This window comes from Arthrobacter sp. FW306-04-A, from assembly GCF_044358315.1.
Lineage (GTDB): Bacteria > Actinomycetota > Actinomycetes > Actinomycetales > Micrococcaceae > Arthrobacter.
Genome location: NZ_CP084559.1, coordinates 3,076,835 through 3,100,767, shown reverse-complemented (window position 1 = coordinate 3,100,767; position 23,933 = coordinate 3,076,835). Strand labels below are relative to the sequence as shown.

The 23,933-nt window shown below is 62.3% G+C and carries 25 protein-coding genes; 15 read left to right on the top strand and 10 right to left on the bottom strand.

All coding sequences use genetic code 11. The annotated features are described in order from the left end of the window. The 3 genes from LFT43_RS14240 (at window position 1) to LFT43_RS14230 (ending at window position 4,364) form a co-directional block, all read left to right on the top strand. The gene (locus tag LFT43_RS14240; protein ID WP_395797793.1) at window positions 1-1,713 is read left to right on the top strand and encodes a dipeptide ABC transporter ATP-binding protein; all 1,713 of its coding nucleotides are present in this window, start codon (window positions 1-3) and stop codon (window positions 1,711-1,713) included. Window positions 1,714-2,011: 298 nt separating this feature from the next. Beyond that, window positions 2,012-3,940, top strand: coding sequence for a translational GTPase TypA (typA, locus tag LFT43_RS14235; protein WP_265977008.1), 1,929 nt, complete (start codon window positions 2,012-2,014; stop codon window positions 3,938-3,940). Window positions 3,941-3,983: 43 nt separating this feature from the next. Then, window positions 3,984-4,364 (top strand): hypothetical protein, encoded by a 381-nt coding sequence (locus LFT43_RS14230; protein WP_395797791.1) that lies wholly within the window; start codon window positions 3,984-3,986, stop codon window positions 4,362-4,364. Here LFT43_RS14230 and LFT43_RS14225 read toward each other — a convergent pair whose 3' ends face one another. Continuing rightward, the gene (locus LFT43_RS14225) at window positions 4,365-4,871 is read right to left on the bottom strand and encodes an ArsR family transcriptional regulator (protein WP_395797789.1); all 507 of its coding nucleotides are present in this window, start codon (window positions 4,869-4,871) and stop codon (window positions 4,365-4,367) included. It lies immediately after the preceding gene. Between the two features lie 63 nt (window positions 4,872-4,934). Here LFT43_RS14225 and LFT43_RS14220 point away from each other — a divergent pair, with 63 nt between their 5' ends. Both LFT43_RS14220 and LFT43_RS14215 read left to right on the top strand, forming a co-directional pair. Next, window positions 4,935-6,233 (top strand): MFS transporter, encoded by a 1,299-nt coding sequence (locus LFT43_RS14220; RefSeq protein ID WP_395797787.1) that lies wholly within the window; start codon window positions 4,935-4,937, stop codon window positions 6,231-6,233. Window positions 6,234-6,434: 201 nt separating this feature from the next. Beyond that, window positions 6,435-7,244 (top strand): type IV toxin-antitoxin system AbiEi family antitoxin domain-containing protein, encoded by an 810-nt coding sequence (locus tag LFT43_RS14215; protein WP_395797785.1) that lies wholly within the window; start codon window positions 6,435-6,437, stop codon window positions 7,242-7,244. A 235-nt stretch (window positions 7,245-7,479) separates the two neighbouring features. Here LFT43_RS14215 and LFT43_RS14210 read toward each other — a convergent pair whose 3' ends face one another. Further along, window positions 7,480-7,722, bottom strand: a complete 243-nt coding sequence (locus LFT43_RS14210; protein ID WP_395797783.1) for a hypothetical protein — start codon at window positions 7,720-7,722, stop codon at window positions 7,480-7,482. Between the two features lie 136 nt (window positions 7,723-7,858). On the opposite strand from LFT43_RS14210, the gene fdxA reads away from it, so the two are divergent. The 3 genes from fdxA (at window position 7,859) to LFT43_RS14195 (ending at window position 10,863) form a co-directional block, all read left to right on the top strand. After that, the gene (gene fdxA / locus LFT43_RS14205) at window positions 7,859-8,185 is read left to right on the top strand and encodes a ferredoxin (protein ID WP_018776555.1); all 327 of its coding nucleotides are present in this window, start codon (window positions 7,859-7,861) and stop codon (window positions 8,183-8,185) included. 15 nt (window positions 8,186-8,200) lie between these two features. Then, complete coding sequence (gene dapC / locus LFT43_RS14200; protein ID WP_395797780.1) at window positions 8,201-9,349, top strand: succinyldiaminopimelate transaminase; 1,149 nt, start codon at window positions 8,201-8,203, stop codon at window positions 9,347-9,349. A gap of 230 nt (window positions 9,350-9,579) precedes the next feature. Further along, entirely contained in the window at window positions 9,580-10,863 is a 1,284-nt protein-coding gene (locus tag LFT43_RS14195; RefSeq protein ID WP_268021057.1) for a citrate synthase, read from the top strand. Between the two features lie 92 nt (window positions 10,864-10,955). Here LFT43_RS14195 and galE read toward each other — a convergent pair whose 3' ends face one another. Further along, window positions 10,956-11,969 (bottom strand): UDP-glucose 4-epimerase GalE, encoded by a 1,014-nt coding sequence (gene galE, locus LFT43_RS14190; RefSeq protein ID WP_395797777.1) that lies wholly within the window; start codon window positions 11,967-11,969, stop codon window positions 10,956-10,958. 115 nt (window positions 11,970-12,084) lie between these two features. On the opposite strand from galE, the gene LFT43_RS14185 reads away from it, so the two are divergent. Both LFT43_RS14185 and LFT43_RS14180 read left to right on the top strand, forming a co-directional pair. Next, window positions 12,085-12,732, top strand: a complete 648-nt coding sequence (locus LFT43_RS14185) for a TetR/AcrR family transcriptional regulator (protein WP_395797775.1) — start codon at window positions 12,085-12,087, stop codon at window positions 12,730-12,732. Between the two features lie 41 nt (window positions 12,733-12,773). Beyond that, complete coding sequence (locus tag LFT43_RS14180) at window positions 12,774-13,385, top strand: hypothetical protein (protein ID WP_395797773.1); 612 nt, start codon at window positions 12,774-12,776, stop codon at window positions 13,383-13,385. 38 nt (window positions 13,386-13,423) lie between these two features. On the opposite strand, the gene LFT43_RS14175 is transcribed toward LFT43_RS14180, so the two are convergent. Next, on the bottom strand, window positions 13,424-14,263 hold the full coding sequence (locus LFT43_RS14175) for a hypothetical protein (protein WP_395797771.1): 840 nt from the start codon (window positions 14,261-14,263) through the stop codon (window positions 13,424-13,426). 11 nt (window positions 14,264-14,274) lie between these two features. Then, window positions 14,275-15,300 (bottom strand): 2,3,4,5-tetrahydropyridine-2,6-dicarboxylate N-succinyltransferase, encoded by a 1,026-nt coding sequence (gene dapD, locus LFT43_RS14170; RefSeq protein WP_395797769.1) that lies wholly within the window; start codon window positions 15,298-15,300, stop codon window positions 14,275-14,277. A gap of 86 nt (window positions 15,301-15,386) precedes the next feature. Here dapD and dapE point away from each other — a divergent pair, with 86 nt between their 5' ends. Further along, window positions 15,387-16,511 carry a succinyl-diaminopimelate desuccinylase gene (gene dapE / locus LFT43_RS14165; RefSeq protein WP_395797767.1) on the top strand — a complete coding sequence of 375 codons (1,125 nt, stop codon included), beginning with the start codon at window positions 15,387-15,389 and terminating at the stop codon, window positions 16,509-16,511. Window positions 16,512-16,600: 89 nt separating this feature from the next. Here the strand turns inward: dapE and LFT43_RS14160 are convergent, their stop codons facing one another. From LFT43_RS14160 to LFT43_RS14145, 4 genes are all read right to left on the bottom strand, one after another. Continuing rightward, the gene (locus tag LFT43_RS14160; protein WP_265977026.1) at window positions 16,601-17,455 is read right to left on the bottom strand and encodes an amino acid ABC transporter permease; all 855 of its coding nucleotides are present in this window, start codon (window positions 17,453-17,455) and stop codon (window positions 16,601-16,603) included. After that, complete coding sequence (locus LFT43_RS14155) at window positions 17,452-18,099, bottom strand: amino acid ABC transporter permease (RefSeq protein ID WP_395797765.1); 648 nt, start codon at window positions 18,097-18,099, stop codon at window positions 17,452-17,454. The genes LFT43_RS14160 and LFT43_RS14155 overlap by 4 nt, the downstream gene beginning before the upstream one ends. A gap of 62 nt (window positions 18,100-18,161) precedes the next feature. After that, the gene (locus tag LFT43_RS14150) at window positions 18,162-19,061 is read right to left on the bottom strand and encodes a glutamate ABC transporter substrate-binding protein (protein ID WP_395797763.1); all 900 of its coding nucleotides are present in this window, start codon (window positions 19,059-19,061) and stop codon (window positions 18,162-18,164) included. A gap of 51 nt (window positions 19,062-19,112) precedes the next feature. Next, window positions 19,113-19,868 (bottom strand): amino acid ABC transporter ATP-binding protein, encoded by a 756-nt coding sequence (locus tag LFT43_RS14145; RefSeq protein ID WP_395797761.1) that lies wholly within the window; start codon window positions 19,866-19,868, stop codon window positions 19,113-19,115. A gap of 236 nt (window positions 19,869-20,104) precedes the next feature. Here LFT43_RS14145 and LFT43_RS14140 point away from each other — a divergent pair, with 236 nt between their 5' ends. The 4 genes from LFT43_RS14140 to LFT43_RS14125 all read left to right on the top strand — a co-directional run bounded on the left by LFT43_RS14140 (window position 20,105) and on the right by LFT43_RS14125 (window position 22,965). Continuing rightward, a complete protein-coding gene (locus tag LFT43_RS14140) occupies window positions 20,105-20,902 on the top strand; it encodes a TIGR00730 family Rossman fold protein (protein ID WP_395803100.1) in 798 nt (265 codons plus the stop codon). 37 nt (window positions 20,903-20,939) lie between these two features. Then, the gene (locus tag LFT43_RS14135; protein WP_395797759.1) at window positions 20,940-21,275 is read left to right on the top strand and encodes a DivIVA domain-containing protein; all 336 of its coding nucleotides are present in this window, start codon (window positions 20,940-20,942) and stop codon (window positions 21,273-21,275) included. A gap of 35 nt (window positions 21,276-21,310) precedes the next feature. Beyond that, entirely contained in the window at window positions 21,311-22,567 is a 1,257-nt protein-coding gene (locus LFT43_RS14130) for a hypothetical protein (protein WP_395803098.1), read from the top strand. A 230-nt stretch (window positions 22,568-22,797) separates the two neighbouring features. Continuing rightward, window positions 22,798-22,965 carry a DUF3117 domain-containing protein gene (locus LFT43_RS14125; protein WP_009357720.1) on the top strand — a complete coding sequence of 56 codons (168 nt, stop codon included), beginning with the start codon at window positions 22,798-22,800 and terminating at the stop codon, window positions 22,963-22,965. An 88-nt stretch (window positions 22,966-23,053) separates the two neighbouring features. Here the strand turns inward: LFT43_RS14125 and LFT43_RS14120 are convergent, their stop codons facing one another. Next, window positions 23,054-23,686 (bottom strand): O-methyltransferase, encoded by a 633-nt coding sequence (locus tag LFT43_RS14120; protein WP_234757059.1) that lies wholly within the window; start codon window positions 23,684-23,686, stop codon window positions 23,054-23,056. Window positions 23,687-23,933: the final 247 nt, after the last annotated feature.

Genomic DNA, 23,933 nt, shown 5'->3' with positions numbered 1-23,933 from the left:
ATGACAACGTCCAACGTCACCATCAACGAGGCCGGAACCGAAGAGCGCCCGCTCCTTGAAATCAGGGACCTCGCCATCTCCTTCCAGACGGCCAGCGGAGAGTTCCAGGCCGTCAAGAACGCACACCTGACCATCATGCCCGGCGAGACAGTCGCCATCGTGGGAGAGTCCGGTTCGGGAAAGTCGACGACGGCGCTTGCCGCCATCGGCCTCCTGCCGGAGAACGGCCGGGTTTCGGGCGGCCAGATCCTGCTCGACGGCGAGGACATCTCGCACGCGCCGGAACGGCGCATGATCGAGCTGCGTGGCAACACGATCGGCATGGTCCCGCAGGATCCGATGTCCAACCTCAACCCGGTGTGGAAGATCGGCTACCAGGTCCGCGAAACCTTGCGCGCCAACGGCAAACCCCATGCTCCGGCTGATGTGGCCCGTGTCCTCGGGGAAGCCGGCCTGCCGGACTCGGCGCGGCGTGCCAAGCAGTACCCGCACGAATTCTCCGGCGGCATGCGCCAGCGAGCACTGATTGCCATCGGCCTTTCCTGCCAGCCGCGGCTGCTTATTGCCGATGAGCCGACGTCGGCCCTCGACGTGACGGTTCAGCGGCAGATCCTCGACCACCTCGAGACCATGACGGCGGAGCTCGGTACGGCAGTCCTGCTTATCACCCACGATCTTGGCCTCGCGGCCGAACGCGCGGACAAAGTGGTGGTCATGTACCGCGGCAACGTGGTGGAAGCCGGCCCTTCGCTGGAACTGCTCCGCAACCCGCAGCACCCCTACACCCAGCGGCTCGTGGCGTCGGCCCCGTCCTTGGCTTCCCGTAGGATCCAGGCAGCCAAGGCTGAAGGCATCCAAACGGAAGAACTCCTGGCACCCACTGAAGCTGTGGTTGAAAAGGCGCTCTCAGAGGACGTTTTGAAGGTCGAGAGCCTCAGCAAGGTCTTCAAGTTGCGCTCGGGAGTGGGCAGATCCACGGACTTCACCGCGGTGGACAATGTCTCATTCAACGTCAAGCGCGGGACGACGACGGCGATCGTGGGGGAGTCGGGCTCCGGCAAGTCCACTGTGGCTCAGATGGTCCTTAACCTCCTGCCGCCGACGTCGGGCCGGATCGTGTTCGACGGGGTGGACACCTCCACGTTGAACAGCCGCGAGATCTTCAAGTTCCGGCGCCGTGTCCAGCCGATCTTCCAGGACCCGTACGGTTCCCTCGACCCGATGTACAACATCTTCAGGACCATCGAGGAACCGCTCCGGACCCACAAGATCGGTGACAAGGTCAGCCGCGAGAAGAAGGTCCGGGAGCTCCTGGACCAGGTGGCACTGCCGCAGTCAACCATGCAGCGATACCCGAACGAGCTCTCCGGTGGCCAGCGGCAGCGCGTCGCAATTGCCCGGGCCCTGGCGCTGGATCCCGAAGTGATTATCTGCGACGAAGCGGTCTCCGCCCTCGACGTTCTGGTACAGGCCCAGGTGCTGAACCTGCTGGCCGAGCTGCAGTCCAATCTTGGCCTGACCTACCTGTTCATCACGCACGACCTTGCCGTCGTACGGCAGATCGCGGACCATGTCTGCGTGATGCAGAAGGGCAAGCTAGTGGAAACGGGCAGCACAGACAATGTCTTCGATTCGCCGCAGCAGGAGTACACCAAGGCACTCCTCAACGCGATTCCCGGAGCAAGCCTGATGCTGCCGCCCGTGGTGGCCTGACCCGGCTCAGCAACCGTCATTCAACGCCCGTAGGGCAATCAAGAGGGCCGGTGCCACTTCCCGTGAGGGAGGGGCGTCGGCCCTCTGGCTGTTCCCTGGATTCCCCGGGAGTTCCGCGTGGATTGTGTGATGAAGGGCACAATTCGATGGCGTTGGGGATGATTTTTAGGCCAATAAATACCACAGCGTTTAGACTCTAGGTAGGTGCCCCGTGTCAAAGGGTCTCTTCCGTCGTGCGTTCCGGTTGGAAATGTCGCGATACCACAGCTGACTTCACCACTGAATCGAGCAATAACGCATGTCTGAAACCACCACCAACACTGCGGTAGCCACTGCATCGCGCAGTGACCTGCGCAACGTCGCGATTGTGGCCCACGTTGACCACGGCAAGACCACCCTGGTCGACGCCATGCTCAAGCAGACCAACTCCTTTGCCGAGCACAACCACCTCGAAGACCGCGTCATGGACTCCGGTGACCTGGAGCGCGAAAAGGGCATCACCATCCTGGCCAAGAACACCACCGTGGCCTACAACGGACCGTCCTCCCATGGCGAGACCATCACCATCAACGTGATCGACACCCCTGGCCACGCTGACTTCGGCGGCGAGGTTGAGCGCGGCCTGTCCATGGTTGACGGCGTTGTCCTTCTCGTTGACGCTTCCGAGGGTCCGCTGCCCCAGACTCGCTTTGTGCTCCGCAAGGCCCTCGCCGCGCACCTTCCCGTCATCCTGCTGGTCAACAAGACCGACCGCCCTGACGCCCGCATCGAAGAAGTTGTCCATGAATCCATGGACCTGCTCCTCGGCCTGGCTTCGGACCTCGCGGACGAAGTTCCGGACCTCGACCTGGACAAGATCCTGGAAGTTCCCGTGGTCTACGCTGCAGCCAAGGTCGGCCGCGCCTCCCTGGAACAGCCGGCTGATGGATCGGCGCCGGAGAACGAAGATCTCGAACCCCTGTTCAAGACGATCATCGAGCACATCCCGGCTCCGACCTACAACCCGAATGGTGTCCTGCAGGCGCACGTCACCAACCTGGACGCTTCCCCGTTCCTCGGCCGCCTTGCACTCCTGCGTATCTACAACGGCACCCTCCGCAAGGGCCAGACCGTTGCCTGGGCGCGTGCCAACGGCGAACTGAAGAACGTCAAGATCACCGAGCTCCTGGCCACCAAGGCCCTGGACCGCGTTCCGACCGACTCCGCTGGTCCGGGCGAGATCGTGGCTGTTGCCGGTATCGAGGAAATCACCATTGGTGAGACCCTGACCGACGCCGAGAACCCGCAGCCGCTGCCGCTCATCACGGTGGATGACCCCGCGATCTCCATGACCATCGGTATCAACACCTCTCCGCTGGCCGGCAAGGTCAAGGGTGCCAAGGTCACAGCCCGCCAGGTGAAGGATCGCCTGGACAAGGAACTGATCGGTAACGTCTCCATCAAGGTTCTGCCCACCGAGCGTCCGGATGCTTGGGAAGTCCAGGGCCGTGGCGAGCTTGCGCTGGCCATCCTCGTGGAACAGATGCGACGTGAAGGCTTCGAACTGACTGTCGGCAAGCCGCAGGTCGTCACCCGGACCATCGACGGCAAGATCCACGAGCCGATGGAACACATGACCATCGACGTTCCCGAAGAGTACCTCGGCGCGGTCACGCAGCTCATGGCCGCTCGCAAGGGCCGCATGACCAACATGGCCAACCACGGGACGGGCTGGTGCCGCATGGAATTCATCGTTCCTGCCCGTGGCCTCATCGGCTTCCGCACCAAGTTCCTCACGGACACCCGTGGCGCCGGCATCGCTTCTTCGATCTCCGAGGGCTATGAGCCGTGGGCCGGTCCCATCGAATACCGCACCAACGGTTCGATGGTTGCCGACCGCGCCGGTGTGGTCACCCCCTTCGCCATGATCAACCTGCAGGAACGCGGCTCCTTCTTCGTGAAGCCCACGTCCGAGGTCTACGAAGGCATGATCGTCGGAGAGAACTCCCGCGCCGACGACATGGACGTCAACATCACCAAGGAAAAGAAGCTCACCAACATGCGTGCCGCTTCTTCCGACACCTTCGAGAACCTGACGCCGCCGCGCGACCTGACCCTCGAAGAGTCCCTCGAATTCGCTCGCGAAGACGAGTGCGTTGAGGTAACCCCGGAGTCCATTCGCATCCGCAAGCTGATCCTGGACGCCAACGAGCGTGCCAAGGCTACGCGCGCCCGCGCCAAAGTCTGATCCTGCGCTGATAGCGTACTGACGCGTTGAACGGACTGACGCATTGAATAAGGGAGCCACCGGAGCAGCACGCGGCATTGCCGCAGCTGTTCCGGTGGCTCTTTTTGCTGCCCTGGCGGGCACCGCACTGCACCGGCAGGCGCTCCTTTTTGCCGGCGTCGAGGTCTACTGGGGTGCTGCTGCGGCACTGCTCCTGCTCGCCTCGTTGCAGCTCTGGCTGGGCGCCTGGTCGCGGTCTTTGCTCCCGACGGCGGTGGCTGGCATTGCCTGTTATGTGACGGTTGGCCTGCTATCGGCTACCGGAACGGGCAAGCAGCTGATCGTCGCGGACGTGCCGGGAAATGTGTGGGTCTATGGAAGCGCGGGTGTGACTTTTGTGATGCTCTTGTGGTGCCGGCGATACAGGCGTCCGCCGCGCGGCTGACTAGTCCGCGCTTGGATCCCGGTGGTGGGCGATCAAGAGAGAAGTGGCCTCGCCGTCGTCGTCCGCCGGAAGGCGCATGTATTCCTCGACGACCGCGCGCAGCTTGCCCATCATTTCCTGTTGGCGCGCGGCGTTGAACTTCACGCCAAGCCGCCAGACATCGATATCCTCAGGGGCGAGTCCTCGTGTTTCCTGAACGAATGTTTCGACCAGGACAGGGGAAATATCGTCGACGGGGGTGCTCCACGATGTGCGGGTGGCGATGTACGGCACCTCCTTGGCGCCCCGCTTTCCCTTCCGGCCTTCCTGCGGCACGAGAAAACCCGTGCGGACCAAGGTTCGCACGTGGTGCAGGCTCGACGCCGGATTGATCTCCAGCAGCCCGGCAATCTCTTTGTTGGTGCGCGCGTGATGCAAGCAGAGCCGGAGAATCCTCAGGCGCAGAGGCGAACTCAAGGCGCGCCCCTTGGCCACGAGATCGCCGAGCTCCCGCTCTTGTTCCGTCATGGTGGCCAGTGTAGCCATCTATAAGTGATTGACATATGCCAATCACTGCAGGAAACTGGGCGAGTGAATGCCGGGACCACTGACAATGCTCCGCAAACTGACACGGCCCAACAAGCGGCCTCGCTCTGGCGGGACCGGAACTTCACTACCTTCTGGTCGGGCCAGGCCGTCAGCCAGCTCGGGGCGCAACTGGGGCAACTGGCGTTTCCAGTCCTCGCGGTGTCTTTGCTCGGGGCCAGCGAGTTCGAAGTTGGCGCACTCAATGCCGCGAGCCTTGCGGCGTTCCTGCTGATCGGCCTGCCGGCCGGAGCGTGGGTGGACCGCTGGTTGAAACGGCGCACCATGATTGTGGCGGACCTGGTCCGGGCTGCGGCGATGGCGACCGTACCACTCCTCTGGTGGGCAGGCCTCTTGCAGATCTGGCATTTGTACGCAGTGGCCGTCGTCGTCGGGGCCGCAACAGTCTTCTTCGACGTCTCCTACCAAAGCTACGTGCCTGTGTTCGTGGATGCCGCGAAAGTGCCGCAGGCCAATTCCAAGTTGGAAGCCACTTCCCAGATCGCGCGCATCGGCGGACCAGCTGCGGGTGGTGCGCTCTTGACTGTCGTGTCCGCCCCAGTACTGTTCGTCGGGGAAGCAGCCGGCTATCTGCTGTCCGCCATTTTCCTGTTCAGGACAGGCGATGCGGAACGGCCTGTACCGGCCAAGGAGCAGCAGCCGTTGGCAAAGGAAATCAAGGAAGGCCTTGTCTTCGTGGTCAGGCATCCATTGATCAGCAGGATTGCGGCCTGCACGGGCGGGGTGAACTTCTTCACTACGATCGCCTTTACCTTGATGCCCGTGCTCGTGCTGAGGGAGCTGGAACTGGGGCCGCAGGCCATGGGCCTCATCATGGCTGTCGGAGCCGTGGGTGGACTGATCGGGGCCGTTGCCGCGCCCAGGCTCGCAGCTTGGATCGGTGAGGGGACCGTCATTCCCGTGGCGTCGATGATCAGCTCACTTTTCCTCGTCTTGGTGCCGTTGTCGGTGTTGGCTCCCGAGCGATGGATCTCCTTGGTGATGCTCATCGTCTCTGAGTTCGGCTTCGCCTTCGGAGTGCTGGTGTACAACATCATGCAGCTGAGCATGAGGCAGCGCGTGTGTCCGCCGCGGCTCCTGGGGCGCATGAATGCTTCCATCCGCTTTGTGGTGTGGGGTGTGATGCCAATCGCCGCGCTTGCCTCAGGCCTGCTTGCCGAAAGACTTGGACTGGCCCCGACGCTCTGGATCGGCTTGGCCGGGAGCATGGTTTGTGTTGCACCAGTGTTGTTCTCGCCGCTTTGGGGGATGCCGAAGCTGCCGGTGGAGGTTCAGGGCCCCTGACCCTTTGGGACATGCCCAGCCTTGGCTCGCAGCGATGGACATAATGGCATTATGCGCACTCCTTGGCACAAGCACCGCGCATGCTCAGCGGAGATGAAGGGACATGTCCAACGTTTGATTTCAACGTTGGACTGGAAAGTTCTCCACATAGCCAATGTTTGCGCTTTCGCGCCTCCAGTTTCGGCCGGAACGATGGGGCACATGGTGAAAATCAGTGAAGTCATTTCAGCGTACGACGGCGTGGCGCGGGCCAAGCATCTCGCTGCGGCTGGAGTGTCGCATTTCCAGCTGAAGTCCGCGTTGGCGAGCGGGCAGATTCGCCGCGTGGCCCGAGGGGTATATGCGGTGCCCGGCGCCGATCCCGGCTTGCTCGCCATCCGGTCCCTTCCTGCGGAACCGGGCTGCATTTCCGCGGCCGAGCTGTCCGGGTTGTGGGTCCTGGATGCCCCTCAATTTCCCCACGTGGCAGTGCCTCACAGCCGAAAGTACGAGGGTTTCGTCTGCCATAGATCCGCGGCCCCGCCCACTTTGATGGATTCAGTGGTTCAGGCCCTGCGATGCCTGCCGGATCCGGACGGTCTTGTCATTGCAGAATCTGCAGTGGTTCTTGGCAGACTTCAACTCACGGCCCTCAGGGTGAGGCTCAATGGGCGGAATGACGCACGGGAGCGGAGACTGGTGTCACGAATCGTTCCGCAGTCGCAGTCGATTATCGAGTGCGTCGCCAGGTACCTCCTACGGGAGGCGGGCTTTCATGTTGAGTCGCAGGTAAACATTCCGGGCATGGGGCATCTGGACCTGATGGTGGACGGAAGGCTGGGGATTGAAACCGACGGTGCGGGTTTCCACATGGACAAGCCGAGCTTCGAGGAGGACCGCCGTCGGTGGAATGTCACTACAAGGTTGGGTGTTCCCACCTTGGTTGTGAGCTATTCAATGTTGAAGAGCCGGCCTCGGGAATTTGTCTTGATGGTGCGGGACACTCTGAGGTCTCTCGACCGAGCCGCGTGACCCCCGGGCGGGCCAACTTACGCCCGTGTCAGAAGGGGACATGCCCATCGCTGCTCTTCAGGAATGGACATGTCCCTCGCTCCGGCCCGAGTTAGCAAGGGACATGCCCGCTGCAGAGAGCTAGGAATGAGCATATTGGCGTTATGTCCAGTGGTTCGAGCAGGCAGGGGGCATGTCCCGTGGGTGGTAGCGGGAGGGGGCATGTCCGGTGAGTGGGGGAGACGTGGGAGCGGGCCTACTGCGCGCCGGTGCGGGGGTTGCGGCGGGGAGGTGGAGGCGGGACTTCTTTTGCTGCGACTACGAGGGCCAGCGGGATCTCGACGTCGGACTGGCGGGTGCGGATGGTGCACGCACTATCGGTGACGGAGAGCAAGTAGCCGAGGGCATCAGTGAAGCCGTTGTCCAGCCGGTATCGGACAACTACCCGTGTTCCGGATGCGGTGTTGAGCAGGAAATCCTGGGGCCGGGGCGAATTCACCAGTTCATAGTAAGACGCCGGGCTAGGTTGGTGAGTTCAGGCTGGTGGATAATAGGCTCAGAATTCGATGTACCGGCCACAGGGCCGGTGGTACTACCCGGAAACTGTCCGGGACAACTGTGGAGAGGCAAGGGACGTGACCTACGTAATCGCGCAGCCGTGTGTGGACGTCAAGGACAAGGCATGTATTGAAGAATGCCCTGTTGACTGCATCTACGAAGGCGAACGTTCCCTCTATATCCACCCGGATGAGTGCGTGGACTGCGGCGCTTGCGAACCCGTGTGCCCGGTGGAAGCGATCTACTACGAGGATGACACCCCGGAAGAATGGGCGGACTACTACAAAGCCAACGTCGAATTTTTCGATGATCTCGGGTCCCCAGGTGGAGCTGCCAAGATTGGCAACACCGGCAAGGACCACCCGTTCATTGCCGCGCTGCCTCCTCAGAACCAAGACCACTAAGAACGGTTGCTTCCTTTGATTTCTGCGGCCCCCGCCTTTGGCCTTAACCTGCCCGACTACCCTTGGGAAGCAATGGCGCCGTACGTGGCCAAGGCTGCAGAACACCCGGGGGGGGTAGTCAACCTCTCGATAGGCACTCCCGTGGATCCCACACCGGAACTCGTTCGCGAGGCCCTCGCCGGGGCAGCCGATGCTCATGGGTACCCGACTGTCCACGGCACGGAAGCCCTTCGGGAGGCGGTGTCCACGTGGTTCGAGACCCGACGTGGAGTCACCGGGATTGACCCCCGGGACGTTCTGCCTACGGTCGGCTCCAAGGAACTGGTGGCGTGGCTGCCGTTCCTGTTGGGACTCAGCGCAGGCGACGTCGTCGTCCGCCCCGCGGTGGCTTACCCGACTTACGACATGGGCGCCATGCTTGCCGGGGCCACTGCGGTCGCTGCAGACAATCTAGACGAACTGGACCCCGCCACCCGTGCAAGGGTTCGGCTTATCTGGATCAACTCCCCGGGCAACCCCACCGGCAGTGTTCGCGACGTTGAATCCCTCAGGCAGATCGTGACCCAGGCCCGCGAGATCGGGGCGGTGGTGGCGTCTGACGAGTGCTATGCCGAACTCGGCTGGGGCGAATGGGATGCCCAGCGCGGCGGCGAAGCCGTACCCAGCGTTCTTGATCCTCGTGTCACTGGCGGGTCCACGGACGGCCTGTTGTGCGTCTATTCCCTCAGCAAGCAGTCGAACCTCGCTGGCTACCGGGCCGCCTTCGTGGCCGGAGACTCGTCAATCGTGGCGAATCTGGTTAACAGCCGCAAGCACGCAGGAATGATCGTGCCTTACCCGGTCCAGGAAGCCATGCGCATCGCGCTCGGCGACGCCGGCCACGTGCTGGCCCAAAAAGATCTCTACCGCGGCCGTCGTGAACGCCTCCTGCCAGCTCTGCAGAACTTCGGACTGGAGATCCACGAGTCCAAAGCGGGCCTGTACTTGTGGTCCACCGCAGGGGAGGCGACGTGGGACACCGTGCAGCGTTTCGCTGACCTGGGCATCGTCGTCGGGCCCGGAGTGTTCTATGGAGACGCCGGCAATGGTTTCATCCGGGTGGCGCTCACAGGCACCGATGAACGCATCGACGCCGCTGCGGAACGCTTGAACACTGCACGGTAACAATGATGTGACTTGCCGCACAGGGCGCGTCATTCCGCGAGTAACCGTAGCTTGTGGATTAGTTTGTCCTGCTTACTGGCGGTAGCTTTTAACTGACTATCAATGGTGGCTTTCTCCACGAAGGCAGTCCTGCCGATGGTGCCTGCACCTGCAGGCTCCCGGCTGGAGTCACCAGATGTTGGTTGGATCAAGCTTTCGACCGAGGCCAAGAGCCTCATGAAGGGGACTCCATGACTGAGACCACCAGCGCTACCCTGCGCCATGCCGGCGGAGAGCTCGAGCTCCCACGGATCAAGGTTGTAGAAGGGAACGAAGGATACGACGTTTCCAAGCTGCTGAAGCAGACGGGCGCCGTCGCCTATGACCCCGGCTTCATGAATACCGCCGCCACCACGTCGGCAATCACCTACATCGATGGCGACGCCGGTATCCTGCGCTACCGCGGCTACCCGATCGAGCAGCTTGCCCAGCACTCCAGCTTCCTGGAAGTTTCCTACCTGCTGATCTACGGCAACCTGCCCACGCCTACCGAGTTGGATGCCTTTGACCAGCGCATCCGCCACCACACGCTGCTCCACGAAGAGCTCAAGGGCTTCTTCGGCGGTTTCCCGCGTGACGCACACCCGATGCCTGTCTTGTCCTCGGCTGTCTCCGCGCTGTCCACGTTCTACCAGGACTCCTTGGACCCGTTCAACCCGGAGCATGTGGAAGTTTCCACCATCCGCCTCATGGCGAAGCTCCCGGTCATCGCGGCCTACGCCCACAAGAAGTCCATCGGCCAGCCCATGCTGTACCCGGACAACTCCATGAACCTCGTGGAGAACTTCCTGCGCTTGAGCTTTGGGCTGCCGGCAGAGCAGTACGAGCTGGATCCCGTCGTCGTCAAGGCGCTCGACCTCCTGCTCATCCTGCACGCAGACCACGAGCAAAACTGCTCGACGTCGACCGTCCGCCTGGTGGGCTCCTCGAACGCGAACCTGTTTGCTTCCGTTTCCGCAGGCATCAACGCCCTCTTCGGTCCCGCACACGGCGGCGCCAACGAGGCCGTACTGAAGATGCTGCGCCAGATCCAGGCCGATGGCGTCAAGCCCGAGGACTACATGGAGAAGGTCAAGAACAAGGAAGACGGCGTCCGCCTGATGGGCTTCGGGCACCGGGTCTACAAGAACTACGACCCCCGCGCGAAGATCATCAAGGCGACGGCACACGAGATCCTGGGCAAGCTCGGCGGCAACGACGAACTCCTGGACATAGCCATGCGCCTTGAAGAGAAGGCCCTGGCCGACGATTACTTCATCCAGCGCAAGCTCTACCCGAACGTGGACTTCTACACAGGCCTCATCTACAAGGCCATGGGCTTCCCGGAGAAGATGTTCACCGTCCTGTTCGCGATCGGCCGCCTCCCCGGCTGGATCGCCCAGTGGCGCGAAATGATCAACGACCCCCAGACAAAGATCGGCCGTCCGCGGCAGCTCTACACAGGGGAACCGGAGCGCAACTACCCCGCGGTCTAGTTCTAACCCAACGCGGGGTCACTTACAGCCCGTCCCTGAGGACATCATGGGCCGTAAGTGACCCCGCGTTGCCGTAAGTGACCCGCGTTGCTCTAGGAGCGGTATCCGAGGGGGTTGTCCTTCTGCCAGCGCCAGTGGTCCTCGCACATCTGGTCCACGGTCTTCGTCGTGGACCAGCTGAGGTCCGCCAAGGCCGAGGAAGCATCGGCCCAGAACGCTGGCAGGTCTCCGGCGCGGCGTCCCGTGATCTCGTACGGCAGCGGGTGGCCCACGGCCTGTTCGAAGGCGTGGAGCATCTCCAGCACGGAGGTGCCTTTCCCGGAGCCAAGGTTCCAGCGGTGCACGCCAGGGCGCTCGGCAACGTAGTCCAGCGCCGCTACGTGGCCCTCCGCAAGGTCGACGACGTGGATGTAGTCCCGCAGGCAGGTACCGTCCGGGGTGTCGTAGTCTCCACCGAAGACCATGAGCTTTTCGCGGCGGCCGACCGCCACCTGGGCGATATACGGAACCAGGTTGTTCGGGATGCCCTGCGGGTCCTCGCCGATCCTGCCTGAAGGGTGTGCGCCCACTGGGTTGAAGTAGCGCAGCAGGGCGATGTGCCAGCGCTCGTCCGCGGCGCCGAGGTCCGTGAGGACGTCCTCGATCTGCTCCTTGGTGCGGCCGTAGGGGTTGTTGGCCCCGATTTCCATCTTTTCAACGTAGGGAATGGGGTTGTGTTCCCCGTACACGGTTGCCGAGGAACTGAAGACGATGGAGCGGACCCCATGCTTGTCCATGGCCCGGAGCAGGTTCAGCGTGCCCACGATGTTGTTGTAGTAGTAGTTCAGGGGCTCTTGGACGGATTCGCCGACAGCTTTGAGGCCGGCGAAGTGGATCACCGCATCGATGCTGTGCTGATCGAACACCGACTCAAGCGCGGCCTTATCCACGAGATCCACCTGATGGAACGCTGCAGTCTTGCCCGCAAGTTCACCAACGCGGCGCAGGGATTCTTCGCTTGAGTTCACGAGGTTGTCCACCACGACTACTTCGTGTCCGGTTTCCAACAGGGACAGGACGGTGTGTGATCCGATGTAGCCGGTGCCACCCGTGACAAGAATTCTCATGCAAGCAACGCTAGCCGAAATTGATGCGTGCTCGCTGAGTGTTGCGTAGGCCACAGTCCCGCATTTCCCGTGTGCCGAACGGCACGGTTCAAGCACATTTGTGCTAAAAAGATCTGTGCCCAAGATTGTTGATGCCGAAGCCCGGCGCCAGGAAGTAGTCGAAGCGGTCTTCAGGATCATCGCGTCTGATGGCCTGGAACGTGCCTCCTTGCGGGAGGTCGCTGATGAGGCAGGCCTCGCCGTTGGTTCCGTCCGCCACTACTTTGCCAGCAGCGATGAACTATTGGTCCATTCCTTCGCTGTGGTCATCGACAGGATCGCCACACGGCTCGAGGAGGCGTTCGCCGTCGTCGAATCCCTGGACCAAGCCTCGGCGGACCACGACGATGCCGTGTTAACCCTGCTGGGTCAATTCCTGCCGCTTGACGAGGAGTTGGCCGTGGACGCTTGCGTGTGGATGGCGTTTCGCCACGCGGCCCGGATCAGGCCCGTACTCGAGGAAGAAGCTGCACGAAGCCACCGGGCCGTGGCCGCCGTCGTCGGGCGTTTGGTAATGCGCTTGATGACCGACGCCGGGACCGGCCAGGAACGTCTGGTGACGGAGGCCGAGCGCCTCCTGGCCACTCTGGACGGACTGTGCATGCATGCCCTGTTGCAGCCCGAGTGGATGACGTTCGAGGTCTGCCGGGACGTCCTGGGCGCACATCTGGACTCCCTTGTTGTCTCCCGTCCAACCGTTAACGTCAAGGCTCATCGGGAATAGACTGGAACCCTGAGTGGGCACCTGCCAAGGGAGGCAATCGGATGCATGACACAGGCGGTCAGGGGTGGCGGATCACAATGGACACCTCCGGACCGATGCTCATTGCCTTGTATCTGAGAGACGTTGCTGGACTGGACGGAGCCGGGACGCCGACGCTGTCCCACGCCACACCCAAAGTCAGACACGCGGATCACACGCACCTCACGGCCGAAGTAGGCGGTGTGCAGGCACTCAAGACGGAATGGGAGGCCTGGTGGGAGCAGTTGCTGAGGGCATATCCGGATGCCGCGCCGGAGCTTTCTCCCCCGGGGTTCAACGCATTCGGCAACTCGCCTGCCCTCCGCCGGGTGCTGCAGGCCCACTTCGGTGCTGCCCTGAGCTGGGCGGGTGAACGTCTTGAAGAGTACGAAAAGCTTGAGGCCGAACGCGAAGCGAGCGGCGCCACGTTGCTCCTGGGGGACATGGTGGAGGACCGCTTGCTGGAAGTCGGCCGGAGCTCACGGGACTTCCAGCTGACAATCATCGAATTGCCCCTCAACGAGCCAAGGGCGTGGTATCTGGAACCGGACAAGATGATCATGAGTCACAGGCTTTTGTCCGAGCCGGAGGTTTTCCGCAGCTACGTCCAGCCGGTGGTGGAACTCCTGGTCTGACGCGGGGCGACGTCGCCAGCCGCCACCCAGCCCTTGGACTATGTTTTCGGAGCGGAAACCGTGATGGTCATGGGTCCCGGCGTTGCAGAATCCTGCCAGCCTTTGCGGTCCTGCCTGTTCCAGGTGGCTCCCGCGACATCCACCTGCGTCACCGAGAGGGCTTTGGCATTTGCCACCGCCCACTGAGCCACGGCCCACGCCTGCGGACCAGTAATGTTCAGCTGGACCGTGCGGCCCTGGGCCACGGCCGGCAGGGAGCCGAACTCCGTTGTCATGGCCTCGACAACAGCACTCGGATCACCGGCGGTGTCCGCGGCTCGGAGCGTGCAGTCCAGGGCCCTTTCGGAATGTCCGGTCAGCGCCGACGCGTAGGCTCGGCCCATCGCTTCCTGCTGCGCGTAGGCCTGGGGGTAGGCGGAATGCTGGACCGCCTGAGCTGCCTCGGTGATAGCCATGGTTTCGTAGCCGGGTATCTTCACCAAGTGGTCATAGAAAGCGTTTGTCGCGTACACAGGGTCCATGACCTGGGCCTCGGTGCCCCAGCCCTGGGACGGACGCTGCTGGAAGAGGCCCTTCGAATCCGGGCCGACCTCGTCGCCATGGCCGATGTTGCGAAGCTTGGACTCCTGCATGGCCGCTGCGACGGCAATGGTGGCAGCTCTGGGAGGCAGCCCTCGCTGCACGGAGATGGCCGTGATGAGGGCGGCATTCGCCGCTTGATCGGTCGCCAACTCGTATGAATCTGGGCCGACGACGGCGATGCAGCGCTCCGTAACCAAGGTTTCGGAGCGCTGCAGTACAGTCACCACGGCATAGAAGGCGCCAGCCACCAGGGCTAGGGCCAGCAACAAGATGACGGTGCGTCGGAGACGGCGCATCCAGGTATCAGCTAGTTTGCGTGGAGGGCTTCATTGAGTTCCACCGTCTGGCCCTTGCGGGGGAGGACCTCCACTTCGCCGGTGGTGGAGTTGCGGCGGAACAGCAGGTTCGGCACGCCGGAGAGCTCCACAGCCTTGATGATGCTGCTGGTGTCCTCGCCGTTGGCGTCCTTCGGGCCGGGGATGCGCACGCGGGTTCCGGCCGTGACATAGAGGCCGGCTTCAACCACGGAGTCGTCGCCGATGCTGATGCCCACGCCGGAGTTGGCGCCCAGGAGCACGCGCTCTCCCAGCGAGATCTTTTCTTTGCCGCCACCGGAGAGAGTCCCCATGATGGAGGCGCCGCCCCCGACATCGGTGCCGTCGCCGGCAACAACGCCTGCCGAGATGCGGCCTTCCACCATCGAGGTGCCGAGCGTGCCGGCGTTGAAGTTCACGAAACCCTCGTGCATGACCGTGGTGCCTTCGGAGAGGTACGCCCCCAGGCGGACGCGGTCGGCGTCGGCGATCCTGACACCGGTGGGAATGACGTAGTCCACCATGCGGGGGAACTTGTCCACTCCGTATACCGTGACTGCGCCGCGCTTGCGCAGGCGGGCACGGGTCAATTCAAAGCCGTTCACGGCGGCGGGGCCGAAGTTTGTCCATACAACGTTGGGGAGCTTGCCGAAGATGCCGTCCAGATTGATGCTGTTGGGCTTGACCAAGCGGTGCGAAAGCAAGTGCAGGCGCAGGTAGGCGTCAACGGTGTCCGCCGGGGCTTCGTCGAGGTTGATCTGGGCGAAGACCACCTTCTGTTCGGTCCCGCGATCGGCGTCGTGGCTTTCGGCTGCAAGCGCTGTCAGTGATTCGTCTGCGTGCTCCACGGCACGCAGGGATTCAGCCGCTACGCCCAAGGCCGGTGCCGGAAACCATACGTCCAGCACTGTCGCTTCTCCGGCGTCGGAGGTGGCGATGGTGGCCAGGCCAAAGCCAAAGGCTGAACGGTGGTTTGCGGAAGCGCTATCGAGCGCGGCAGAGGCAGCGGTTTCAGTCATGGCGCTAGTCTATCGAGAGCCACTGGTTCCCTTGAAACCGTGTGTGGACCGAAGGGGTCGCAATTCGCTCGGGATACAGTGGACAAGTGACCGTCGAAACTACTCCGATTCTTCTTGACATCCGGCGAGACGTCGCGTTGCTGACTGCCGCGCTCATGGACATCAACAGCGTGTCCGGCAACGAATCCGCGCTGGCAGACGCCGTCGAATCCGCCCTCCGCGCGATCCCCGGCCTGCAGCTAGTGCGCGACGGCGACGCCATCATTGCCCGAACCGAACTGGGACGCCCGGAGCGGGTGATCCTGGCCGGCCACCTTGATACCGTGCCGTTGCCCACCGTGGAAGGTTCACTCGGCACCGTGCCCTCCACCTGGGAGTCCGGCGTCCCTGGTACCGGAATCCTGTATGGACGCGGGGCCACGGACATGAAGGGTGGAGTCGCCGTGCAGCTTGCTCTCGCCGCGACCATGTTCGACGGCGGTGCCGAGCCGGGCAAGGATGTAACGTTCGTCTTCTATGACCATGAGGAAGTGGAAGCGGTCAAGAGCGGCTTGGGCCGATTGGTCCGGAACCACGGCCATCTCCTGGAGGGTGACTTCGCGATCCTGCTTGAACCCACCGACGGCACGGTGGAAGGTGGTTGCAACGGCACCAGCCGCTTCGAAGCCACCGCCGTGGGGGAGGCGGCCCATTCGGCCCGGGCGTGGATGGGCAGCAATGCCATCCACGCTGCCGCACCCATCCTGAGCCGTTTGGCGGCGTACGAACCGCGAACGGTCAACGTGGACGGTCTGGACTACCGGGAAAGCCTCAACGCCGTGAAGATCAATGGCGGTACCGCGGGCAATGTGATCCCGGATCGCTGCGTGGTGGAGATCAACTACCGCTTCGCACCGGACAAGACCCCCGACCAGGCAGAAGCCCATGTCCGCGAACTGTTGGAGGGCTTTGACGTTGTCCGTACCGATGCCGCCGCTGGAGCGCGGCCCGGCCTCAACCACCCGGCCGCCGCGTCCTTCGTTGCGGCCGTCGGCGCGGAGCCCAAACCCAAATACGGTTGGACCGACGTCGCGCGCTTCAGCGAGCTCGGCGTCCCCGCCGTCAACTTCGGCCCGGGCGATCCTTTGCTAGCCCATAAGGACAACGAACACGTCGATGCCGACGCCATCCGTGAGTGCCTCCGCGCACTGCGGTCGTGGCTGGCTGACTGACTCCCACAAGAAACATGGAGGGTCCGCAAGCTGTTGCTTGCGGACCCTCCATGTTTTGCCTACCGATCAAGGCGGCCACGGCTCTGCTATTAGCCCTCGATTGCCACAATTTCGGACTTGGTGACCTTCACCACTTTGACATTGCGGCGCATTCGTCCTTCAAGCCACTTGGCGATTCCAGCCAGGATCAAGCACATACCCACGTACAGCACACCAGCGATGATCGCGGATGGAATGATAGGTGAACCGTATTGGGCTTGGCTTCCGAAGTACTTGGCCTGGAAGAGGATCTCGTTGTAAGTCACGATGAAGCCCAACGCGGTGTCCTTAAGAATGACCACGAGCTGGGAAATGATCACCGGGAGCATCGAACGGACCGCCTGGGGCAGAAGGATGTTCGTCATCACCGCGCTCTTGGGCAAACCGATGGCATAGCCCGCCTCGCTTTGTCCGCGGGGGAGCGATTCGATGCCGGCACGGAAGACTTCAGCCAGAACCGATCCGTTGTAGAGCACCAGGCCTGAAACGACTGCCGTGAAGGGCGTGATCCCCTGGACCCCGAGCGGAGGAAGTCCGTAGTAAAAGATCATCATCAGGATCAGCAACGGAATGGCCCGGAAGAGTTCCGTGAACCCATAGCAGGGCAAGCTGATCCACTTGCGGTCGGAGAGCCTGCCAAAGGCCAGGAAAACACCCAGGACCAGGCTGAAGACGGCAGCTGTGGCAAAAGCCGAAAGCGTTGCCCCCACCGACTGGATGATGGTCTGCTGCACCAACGGGAAGGTGAACAACTGCCACTTCTTCGCGTCGAACTGCCCGCTCTGGGCGAAGCGGAGTACAACGAATCCGACGATGGCGATGATGACCAAAGCAGTCACGACACCCAGAATGCGGTAGCGTGCGCGGGCTTTTGGCCCCGGGGCGTCAAAGAGGACTGAGCTCATCGGGCCACCTTCCATTTCTTTTCAAGCTTTCGCTGCGCGAAGGAAAGGATGAAAACGAGTAGAACAAAGACCAGGGCGATCCAGAGGAGCCCGGCCATGGCTGGTTCGCCGCGCTCGGACAGGTTTGATCGAATGGCCCCCGCCTCGAAGACCGAGAAGCCTGCAGCGACGGTGGTGTTCTTGAGCAACGCAATGAAAACGCTGAACATGGGCGGGATCACGGCGCGGAATGCCTGGGGGAGGATTACCAGCGTCAGGGTTTGCGTGAACGGTAGGCCGATTGCGCGGGCGGCTTCGGCCTGGCCCACGGGCACGGTATTAATGCCGGAGCGTACGGCTTCCGCCACGTAAGTAGCGGTGTACAGGCTCAGGCCGATGGTTGCAGCGGTCATGAAATCAATTTCCACGAGCCCGAGCTTCGGGTAGCCAAGGGCGAAGAAAAACAAGACCAAAGTCAGTGGGGTGTTGCGCACGACGTTGATGTACAACGTGGCAGCAGCCCGCATCGCCGGGATGGGGGAAACACGCAGTGTTGCCACCACGGTGCCCAGGATCAGGGCAAAGAACCCAGAGATGAAGAAAAGTATGAGGGTGTTCCGGAACCCTGTGATGAACAGGTCCGAGTTATTCAGCAGCGTATTCACAGAATGGTCGCTTTCGGCCGATATTTGAGGGGGCGGCCATTCGCCGCCCCCTCAACATGGGTTTAGTAGTTGTCCACTGCGGGCTGGGTGACCTTGGTGCCGGACTGTCCCAGGGTGGAGTCATAGATCTTCTGCCACACGGAGCCGCCATCGGTGAACATTTTGTTCACGAACTTGCGAAGAGCGGTGTCGCCCTTCTTCACGCCCACACCGTACTTCTCAACGGTGAAAGGCTGGCCAACCACCTTGAGGTTGTCGGTGTCCTGCGAGGCGTAGCCGATCAGGATTGCCTGGTCGGTAGTGACGGCGTCAACCTGGCCACTCTTGAGGGCCTCGACACACTGTGAGTAGGTGTCGAATTCGGTGGTCTTGGTACCCGGGAAGTTTGCCTTGATGTTCTGGATGGGGGTTGAGCCCGTCGCCGAACAGACGTTCTTTCCGGACAGGTCCTTCTCACTGTTGATTGAGGTGTTGCTCTTCTTGACGAGGAGGCCCTGGCCGGTTACGAAGTAGGGTCCTGCGAAGTCAATCAGCTGCTTGCGCTTGTCGGTGATGGAGTAAGTCCCGACGTAGTAGTCGATGTCGCCGTTGGTTATCGCCGACTCGCGGTTGGCCGAAGGGATTGGCTTGTATTCGATCTTGTCCTTGGAGAAACCAAGGGATGCGGCAATCCACTGGGCAACCTGAATATCAAAACCGCTGTACTCGCCGGTTGCGGCATCCTTGAAGCCGAGGCCGGGCTGGTCCTGTTTGACGCCGATCCTGACTTTTCCGCTCGCCTTGATCGTGTCGAACGTGGGGCTGCCCGAAATTGACACGTTCTGAGCCACCGTGAAAGGCGCGGACTCGCTGCTTGGTGCGGTGGTGCCGCCTCCGCCGCCGCCACATGCGGTCAGGGAAAGTGCGAGCGCTGCACTTGCGGCGACCAGGAGAGATTTCCTCCGGGTAATAAAAGCCTTCATTGACGTTCCTTTCATTGTGCGGCCGCCCCTGCGGCCCGGGTGCAGTGCGTTCTAGTGGGTCAGGAGTTTGGAGAGGAAATCCTTGGCGCGGTTGCTCTGGGGATTGGTGAAGAACTCCTCGGGTTTGGCGTCCTCCACGATCTGGCCGTCTGCCATGAAGACCACGCGGTCTGCTGCCTTGCGGGCAAAGCCCATCTCGTGGGTGACCACGATCATGGTCATGCCTTCCTTCGCGAGCTGGACCATGACGTCCAGGACTTCGTTGATCATTTCCGGGTCCAAAGCGGAGGTCGGCTCGTCGAACAGCATGACCTTCGGCTTCATGGCCAGCGCCCGGGCAATTGCCACGCGCTGCTGCTGGCCACCGGAGAGCTGTGCGGGCATCTTGGGTGCTTGTTGCCCGACGCCGACCCGTTCCAACAACGCCATGGCGTCCTTGTCCGCGGTTGCCTTGTCCAGTTTCTTGACCTTGATCGGCCCCAGCGTGACGTTTTCGAGAATCGTCTTGTGGGCAAACAGGTTGAAGGACTGGAAGACCATCCCGACGTCGGCACGGAGGACCGCAAGTTCTTTGCCTTCCGCCGGAAGCTTCTTGCCGTCGATCGAGATCTCGCCGGTGTCGATGGTCTCCAACCGGTTGATGGCTCGGCACAGCGTCGACTTGCCTGAACCCGATGGCCCGATCACAACGACAACCTCACCTTTTTTGACCTGGAGGTTGATGTCCTTGAGGACGTGCAGTTGACCATAGTGCTTGTTGACGCCATTCAGGGAGACAAGGGCATCGCTGGAGGCTTGAATAGTCATAGGACGAATCTAGCGAAGAAATGACCCAAGATGAGACAGCTCACATTAACTTCCGCAGATCGTGATTCAACAGATACCTGACTCGCAGGTTGCGGACAGCAAATGGTGCAATTCCCTGGGCAACACCTAAATCAACAGGGCTACACCGGGACAGCAGCGGCCCGCATCCGCGCTAGCCTATGTCAATGAGTACCAGCCAGCCCCAGGATCCGAGTCCAGACGCTAATGGCAAAGCGATGAGCAACGGATCGGCAGCGTCAGCCGCCGTTGCCGCAGAACCGCCAGCCAAGCACAAAGGCCCTTTGGAGCTTCGGCGCAAACAGGCCGCTATGCCGATGTCGGACCAGCGGCTCCTGGACACACGGGGAGCCGACCACTTCATTCATACGGACCCGTGGCGGGTACTGCGCATCCAGAGCGAGTTCGTTGAAGGCTTCGGTGCCCTCGCGGAGCTTGGGCCGGCCGTCAGCGTCTTCGGCTCCGCCCGCACCAAGCCGGGCACGGGCTATTACGATATGGGCGTGCAGGTCGGCCGTCACCTTGCCGAAGCCGGCGTCGCCGTCATCACAGGCGGAGGCCCGGGATCCATGGAAGCCGCCAACCGGGGTGCCGTGGAAGGCAACGGGGTTTCGGTTGGCTTGGGCATCGAACTGCCCTTTGAACAGGGCCTGAACCGCTGGGTGGACCTCGGCATCAACTTCAGGTACTTCTTTGCCCGCAAGACCATGTTCGTCAAGTACGCGCAAGGGTTCATCGTCTTGCCGGGCGGTCTGGGAACCCTGGACGAATTGTTTGAAGCCATGGTTTTGGTACAGACCCGCAAAGTGACTTCGTTCCCCATCGTTCTGCTGGGAGTCGACTTCTGGAGCCCCATGATCGAATGGATCAAGGGGACTTTGGTGGCCGAAGGCATGGTCTCCGCGAAGGACCTGGACCTCATCCAACTCGTGGACGATCCCGCGGACGCCGTCCACCGTGTCCTGCACGGTGTCCCGCGGCCACCCTCAACCAACGGCGATCAGCGCCCGGAGTAACGTTGCCAGCAGTCAGCTCTCAGGTGAGTCTGGCACGATGGTTGCTGTGAGCTTCTTTCTGGTCTTTCTCGCGATCGCCGTGGTCGGCGCGGTGTTATTCCTCGGCACTGGAATGGCCCGGTCCAGCCGCAACGCCGGTGCCGGTTTGGATGAACCCGTGCCGAACCTGCCGCCGGTGCTGCTCCCTGCCGGAGCCAAGGCGTCCGACGTCGACCGCGTGCGTTTTGCGCTCGGCCTGCGGGGCTATCGGATGGACCAAGTGGATGAGGTGCTCGATGAGCTGAGGGATCAGTTGACCGCCCAGGAGACGGAAATCGAACGGCTGAAGCGGGCCCTTGAAGCAGCCGGGAACCCGGAAGACCCGAAAGCGTGACCCAGTCGCTCGAAACGCGGTCCCCGAAGGGGTGCCTGGCCGGACGGCTGGGCCGCGTCGCAGCCCACGGTGCGAGTTGGCCCTGGTGGGTCCAGATCACCCTCGTCTACATCGCCGCGAGACTTGTGAGCGCTTGTATATTCATGGCTGCTGCATTGCAGCAAGGCGTCAATCCGTGGTTCCCGCCCGCGCCCGACTACTGGAACTTCATCACAATCTGGGATGGGCGTTGGTACGCAGAAGCCGCGAACAACGGCTATCCCTCGGTTCTGCCGCTGAATGCGAGCGGGAATGTCGCCGAAAACTCGTGGGCGTTCTATGCCCTGTTTCCCTACCTCGGCAGGGCACTCGGCGCCCTCACGGGATTGGCGACCCTGCCGGCGTTGACTGCCCTTGCCATGGCAGCCGGGCTTGGGGCGGCCGTGGTCGTCTACAAATTGTTCCAGCGCTACACCGGGCGCCGCACGGCGCTTTGGGCGGTGGTCTTCTTCTCGACCTTCCCCGTCTCGCCAGTCCTGCAGGTCCCCTACGCGGAATCCCTCAATATCCTGCTGCTGGCTGGGTCGCTTCTGCTTGTGGTGCGCCGCAAGTACCTCGCAGCCACGCCCGTGGTTCTGCTCATGTGCCTGTCGCGGCCCACAGGCGTGCCCTTCGCGGCCATGGCGGGGCTGCTCCTGCTCCACCACCTCTGGAAAAGGTTTCGGCGCAGCCCAGGGCCAGCCACGGCGCCGATGGCTCCCGCCGCCGGGTCTCTTGACACTGCCCTGTCGGCTCCCACGCTCCGGGAACTCGCATCCCTTGGAGCGCTTGTGGTGGTCAGCGCGGCAGGGGCCCTGGCGTGGCCGGCCATTGCCTGGGCAGTAACGGGGGACCCACTGGCCTACACCAAGACCGAAACCGTGTGGCGCGGGGACGAGCTTGTTCCGTTCAAACCTTGGTTCGACACCGGCCAAATGCTCTTCGGGCCAGTCCTCGGTACGCTGGCGCCGTTTGTGTTCGTGGGGCTCTTTGCCCTGCTCATGTTCAGCAAGCCCGTCCGGGCTTTGGGCACCGAACTGCGGCTGTGGTGCACGTGCTACATGGGTTATCTTCTGGTCTTCCTGCACCCTCAGACGAGTACCTTCCGGATGCTCCTCCCTCTGTTCCCCCTGGCGCTCAGCGCAGCCTGGTTGTCTCGCTCGAAGGCTTACCGCGGCACGGTGGTGGTCATGTTTGTGCTGCTCCAGATCGTCTGGATTGTCTGGCTGTGGGCGTGGGCGCCGCTGCCGGGTGGTGGTGACTATCCCCCGTGATGCCGAGCGTCCTTTGGCCTGTACAAGGGGGATCACGGCCCGCCGGGAAAAGTCCATCAATTAGCTACGGACGGGTAATTACGAGATAATGGACACAAGCAAGGACAAAAAGCACCCTCGGGTGCTCGGCGACGACGACTGAACTGCCATGACTGTCGACGCCGTACATTCCACGCGAGCCAGCCCGGCCGGGTTGGCGGGATTTGGGACAACTGGAGGGGATTTTCCTAATGGCGGCTATGAAACCACGTACTGGCGACGGCCCTATGGAAGTAACCAAAGAGGGCCGCAGCCTGATCATGCGTGTGCCGCTCGAAGGCGGAGGACGGCTTGTGGTCGAGCTCAACGCAGCAGAAGCGGCGAACCTCAAGGAATGCCTCGTAGGCGTTACCGAATAGATTCAATGGGCAGGGCCCGGCGGAAGAGCCGGCGCCCTGCTTTCATGTTTAAGGCGGACGCGGGCGGGTTCATGAATCGCCCGGCCGGCTACTTCTTGACCGCTACCAGCAAGCCATCGCCTGTGGGAAGCATCGCCGAGGAGAGACGCTCGTCGTCGCGGATGGCTTTGCCGATCTGGCGCAGCACCACGGTGGTGCTGTCCCTGGCGGCCGGGTTCGAAACCCTGTCCTTGTCCAGGGCGTCATTGATGACCAGCGTTCCGCCCGACTTCAACAACCTGATGGCTTGCTCAACGTAGCCAGGGAAGTTCGGTTTGTCAGCATCGATGAACACGAGGTCGTACGCGGAATCGGTGAGGCGTGGCAAGACGTCGGCTGCACGGCCGGAGATGGTCCGGGTGCGGTTCGCCGGGCTGCCGGATTCCAAGAAGGCCTCTCGGGCGGCTTTTAGGTGTTCGACGTCGACGTCGATCGTGGTCAGGACAGCCTGTGGGCTGAGGCCGCGCAGAAGGCATACCCCGGAGACGCCCGCCCCGGATCCAACCTCCACAACGGTCTGGGCCTTCGACGCCGCAGCCAGGACGGTCAGGACGGCGCCAACCCCGGGGCTGACGGGAGTAACTCCCAGCTCGAAGGAGCGTTCACGGGCGCGAAGCAACACGTCGTCCTCGGCAGGCAGATCTTCTGCATAGGACCAGCTGGTTGACTTGTCGGCACTCATGGGGGTTCGCTTTCCAGGCAGAGGGGTATTGCTTCCAGACTACTGTCTATGGGTCGCCCAGCCCGGACGCCTGCGGCCCGCAATTCTGTGTCTTCCCGGTGTCCTCCGCACGATGTTCGCTCTGCGGGAAAAGCATGCCCGTGATCAGCAAACTTTCAGACAACACTGGGATGATATATATCCGGCCATCCAAGTGGCGGTCGGCACCGAACTCCTGAGTGACAGGCAGGATGACAAACAGTTTGAG

Bases quoted from the DNA above. Each gene is read 5' to 3' on its own strand.
- LFT43_RS14240 (WP_395797793.1), top strand. From the start codon at position 1: ATGACAACGTCCAACGTCACCATCAACGAGGCCGGAACCGAAGAGCGC.
- typA (WP_265977008.1), top strand. From the start codon at position 2,012: ATGTCTGAAACCACCACCAACACTGCGGTAGCCACTGCATCGCGCAGT.
- LFT43_RS14225 (WP_395797789.1), bottom strand. From the start codon at position 4,871: ATGACGGAACAAGAGCGGGAGCTCGGCGATCTCGTGGCCAAGGGGCGC.
- LFT43_RS14215 (WP_395797785.1), top strand. From the start codon at position 6,435: ATGGTGAAAATCAGTGAAGTCATTTCAGCGTACGACGGCGTGGCGCGG.
- LFT43_RS14195 (WP_268021057.1), top strand. From the start codon at position 9,580: ATGACTGAGACCACCAGCGCTACCCTGCGCCATGCCGGCGGAGAGCTC.
- galE (WP_395797777.1), bottom strand. From the start codon at position 11,969: ATGAGAATTCTTGTCACGGGTGGCACCGGCTACATCGGATCACACACC.
- LFT43_RS14180 (WP_395797773.1), top strand. From the start codon at position 12,774: ATGCATGACACAGGCGGTCAGGGGTGGCGGATCACAATGGACACCTCC.
- LFT43_RS14175 (WP_395797771.1), bottom strand. From the start codon at position 14,263: ATGCGCCGTCTCCGACGCACCGTCATCTTGTTGCTGGCCCTAGCCCTG.
- dapD (WP_395797769.1), bottom strand. From the start codon at position 15,300: ATGACTGAAACCGCTGCCTCTGCCGCGCTCGATAGCGCTTCCGCAAAC.
- LFT43_RS14160 (WP_265977026.1), bottom strand. From the start codon at position 17,455: ATGAGCTCAGTCCTCTTTGACGCCCCGGGGCCAAAAGCCCGCGCACGC.
- LFT43_RS14150 (WP_395797763.1), bottom strand. From the start codon at position 19,061: ATGAAGGCTTTTATTACCCGGAGGAAATCTCTCCTGGTCGCCGCAAGT.
- LFT43_RS14145 (WP_395797761.1), bottom strand. From the start codon at position 19,868: ATGACTATTCAAGCCTCCAGCGATGCCCTTGTCTCCCTGAATGGCGTC.
- LFT43_RS14140 (WP_395803100.1), top strand. From the start codon at position 20,105: ATGAGCAACGGATCGGCAGCGTCAGCCGCCGTTGCCGCAGAACCGCCA.
- LFT43_RS14135 (WP_395797759.1), top strand. From the start codon at position 20,940: ATGGTTGCTGTGAGCTTCTTTCTGGTCTTTCTCGCGATCGCCGTGGTC.
- LFT43_RS14125 (WP_009357720.1), top strand. From the start codon at position 22,798: ATGGCGGCTATGAAACCACGTACTGGCGACGGCCCTATGGAAGTAACC.
- LFT43_RS14120 (WP_234757059.1), bottom strand. From the start codon at position 23,686: ATGAGTGCCGACAAGTCAACCAGCTGGTCCTATGCAGAAGATCTGCCT.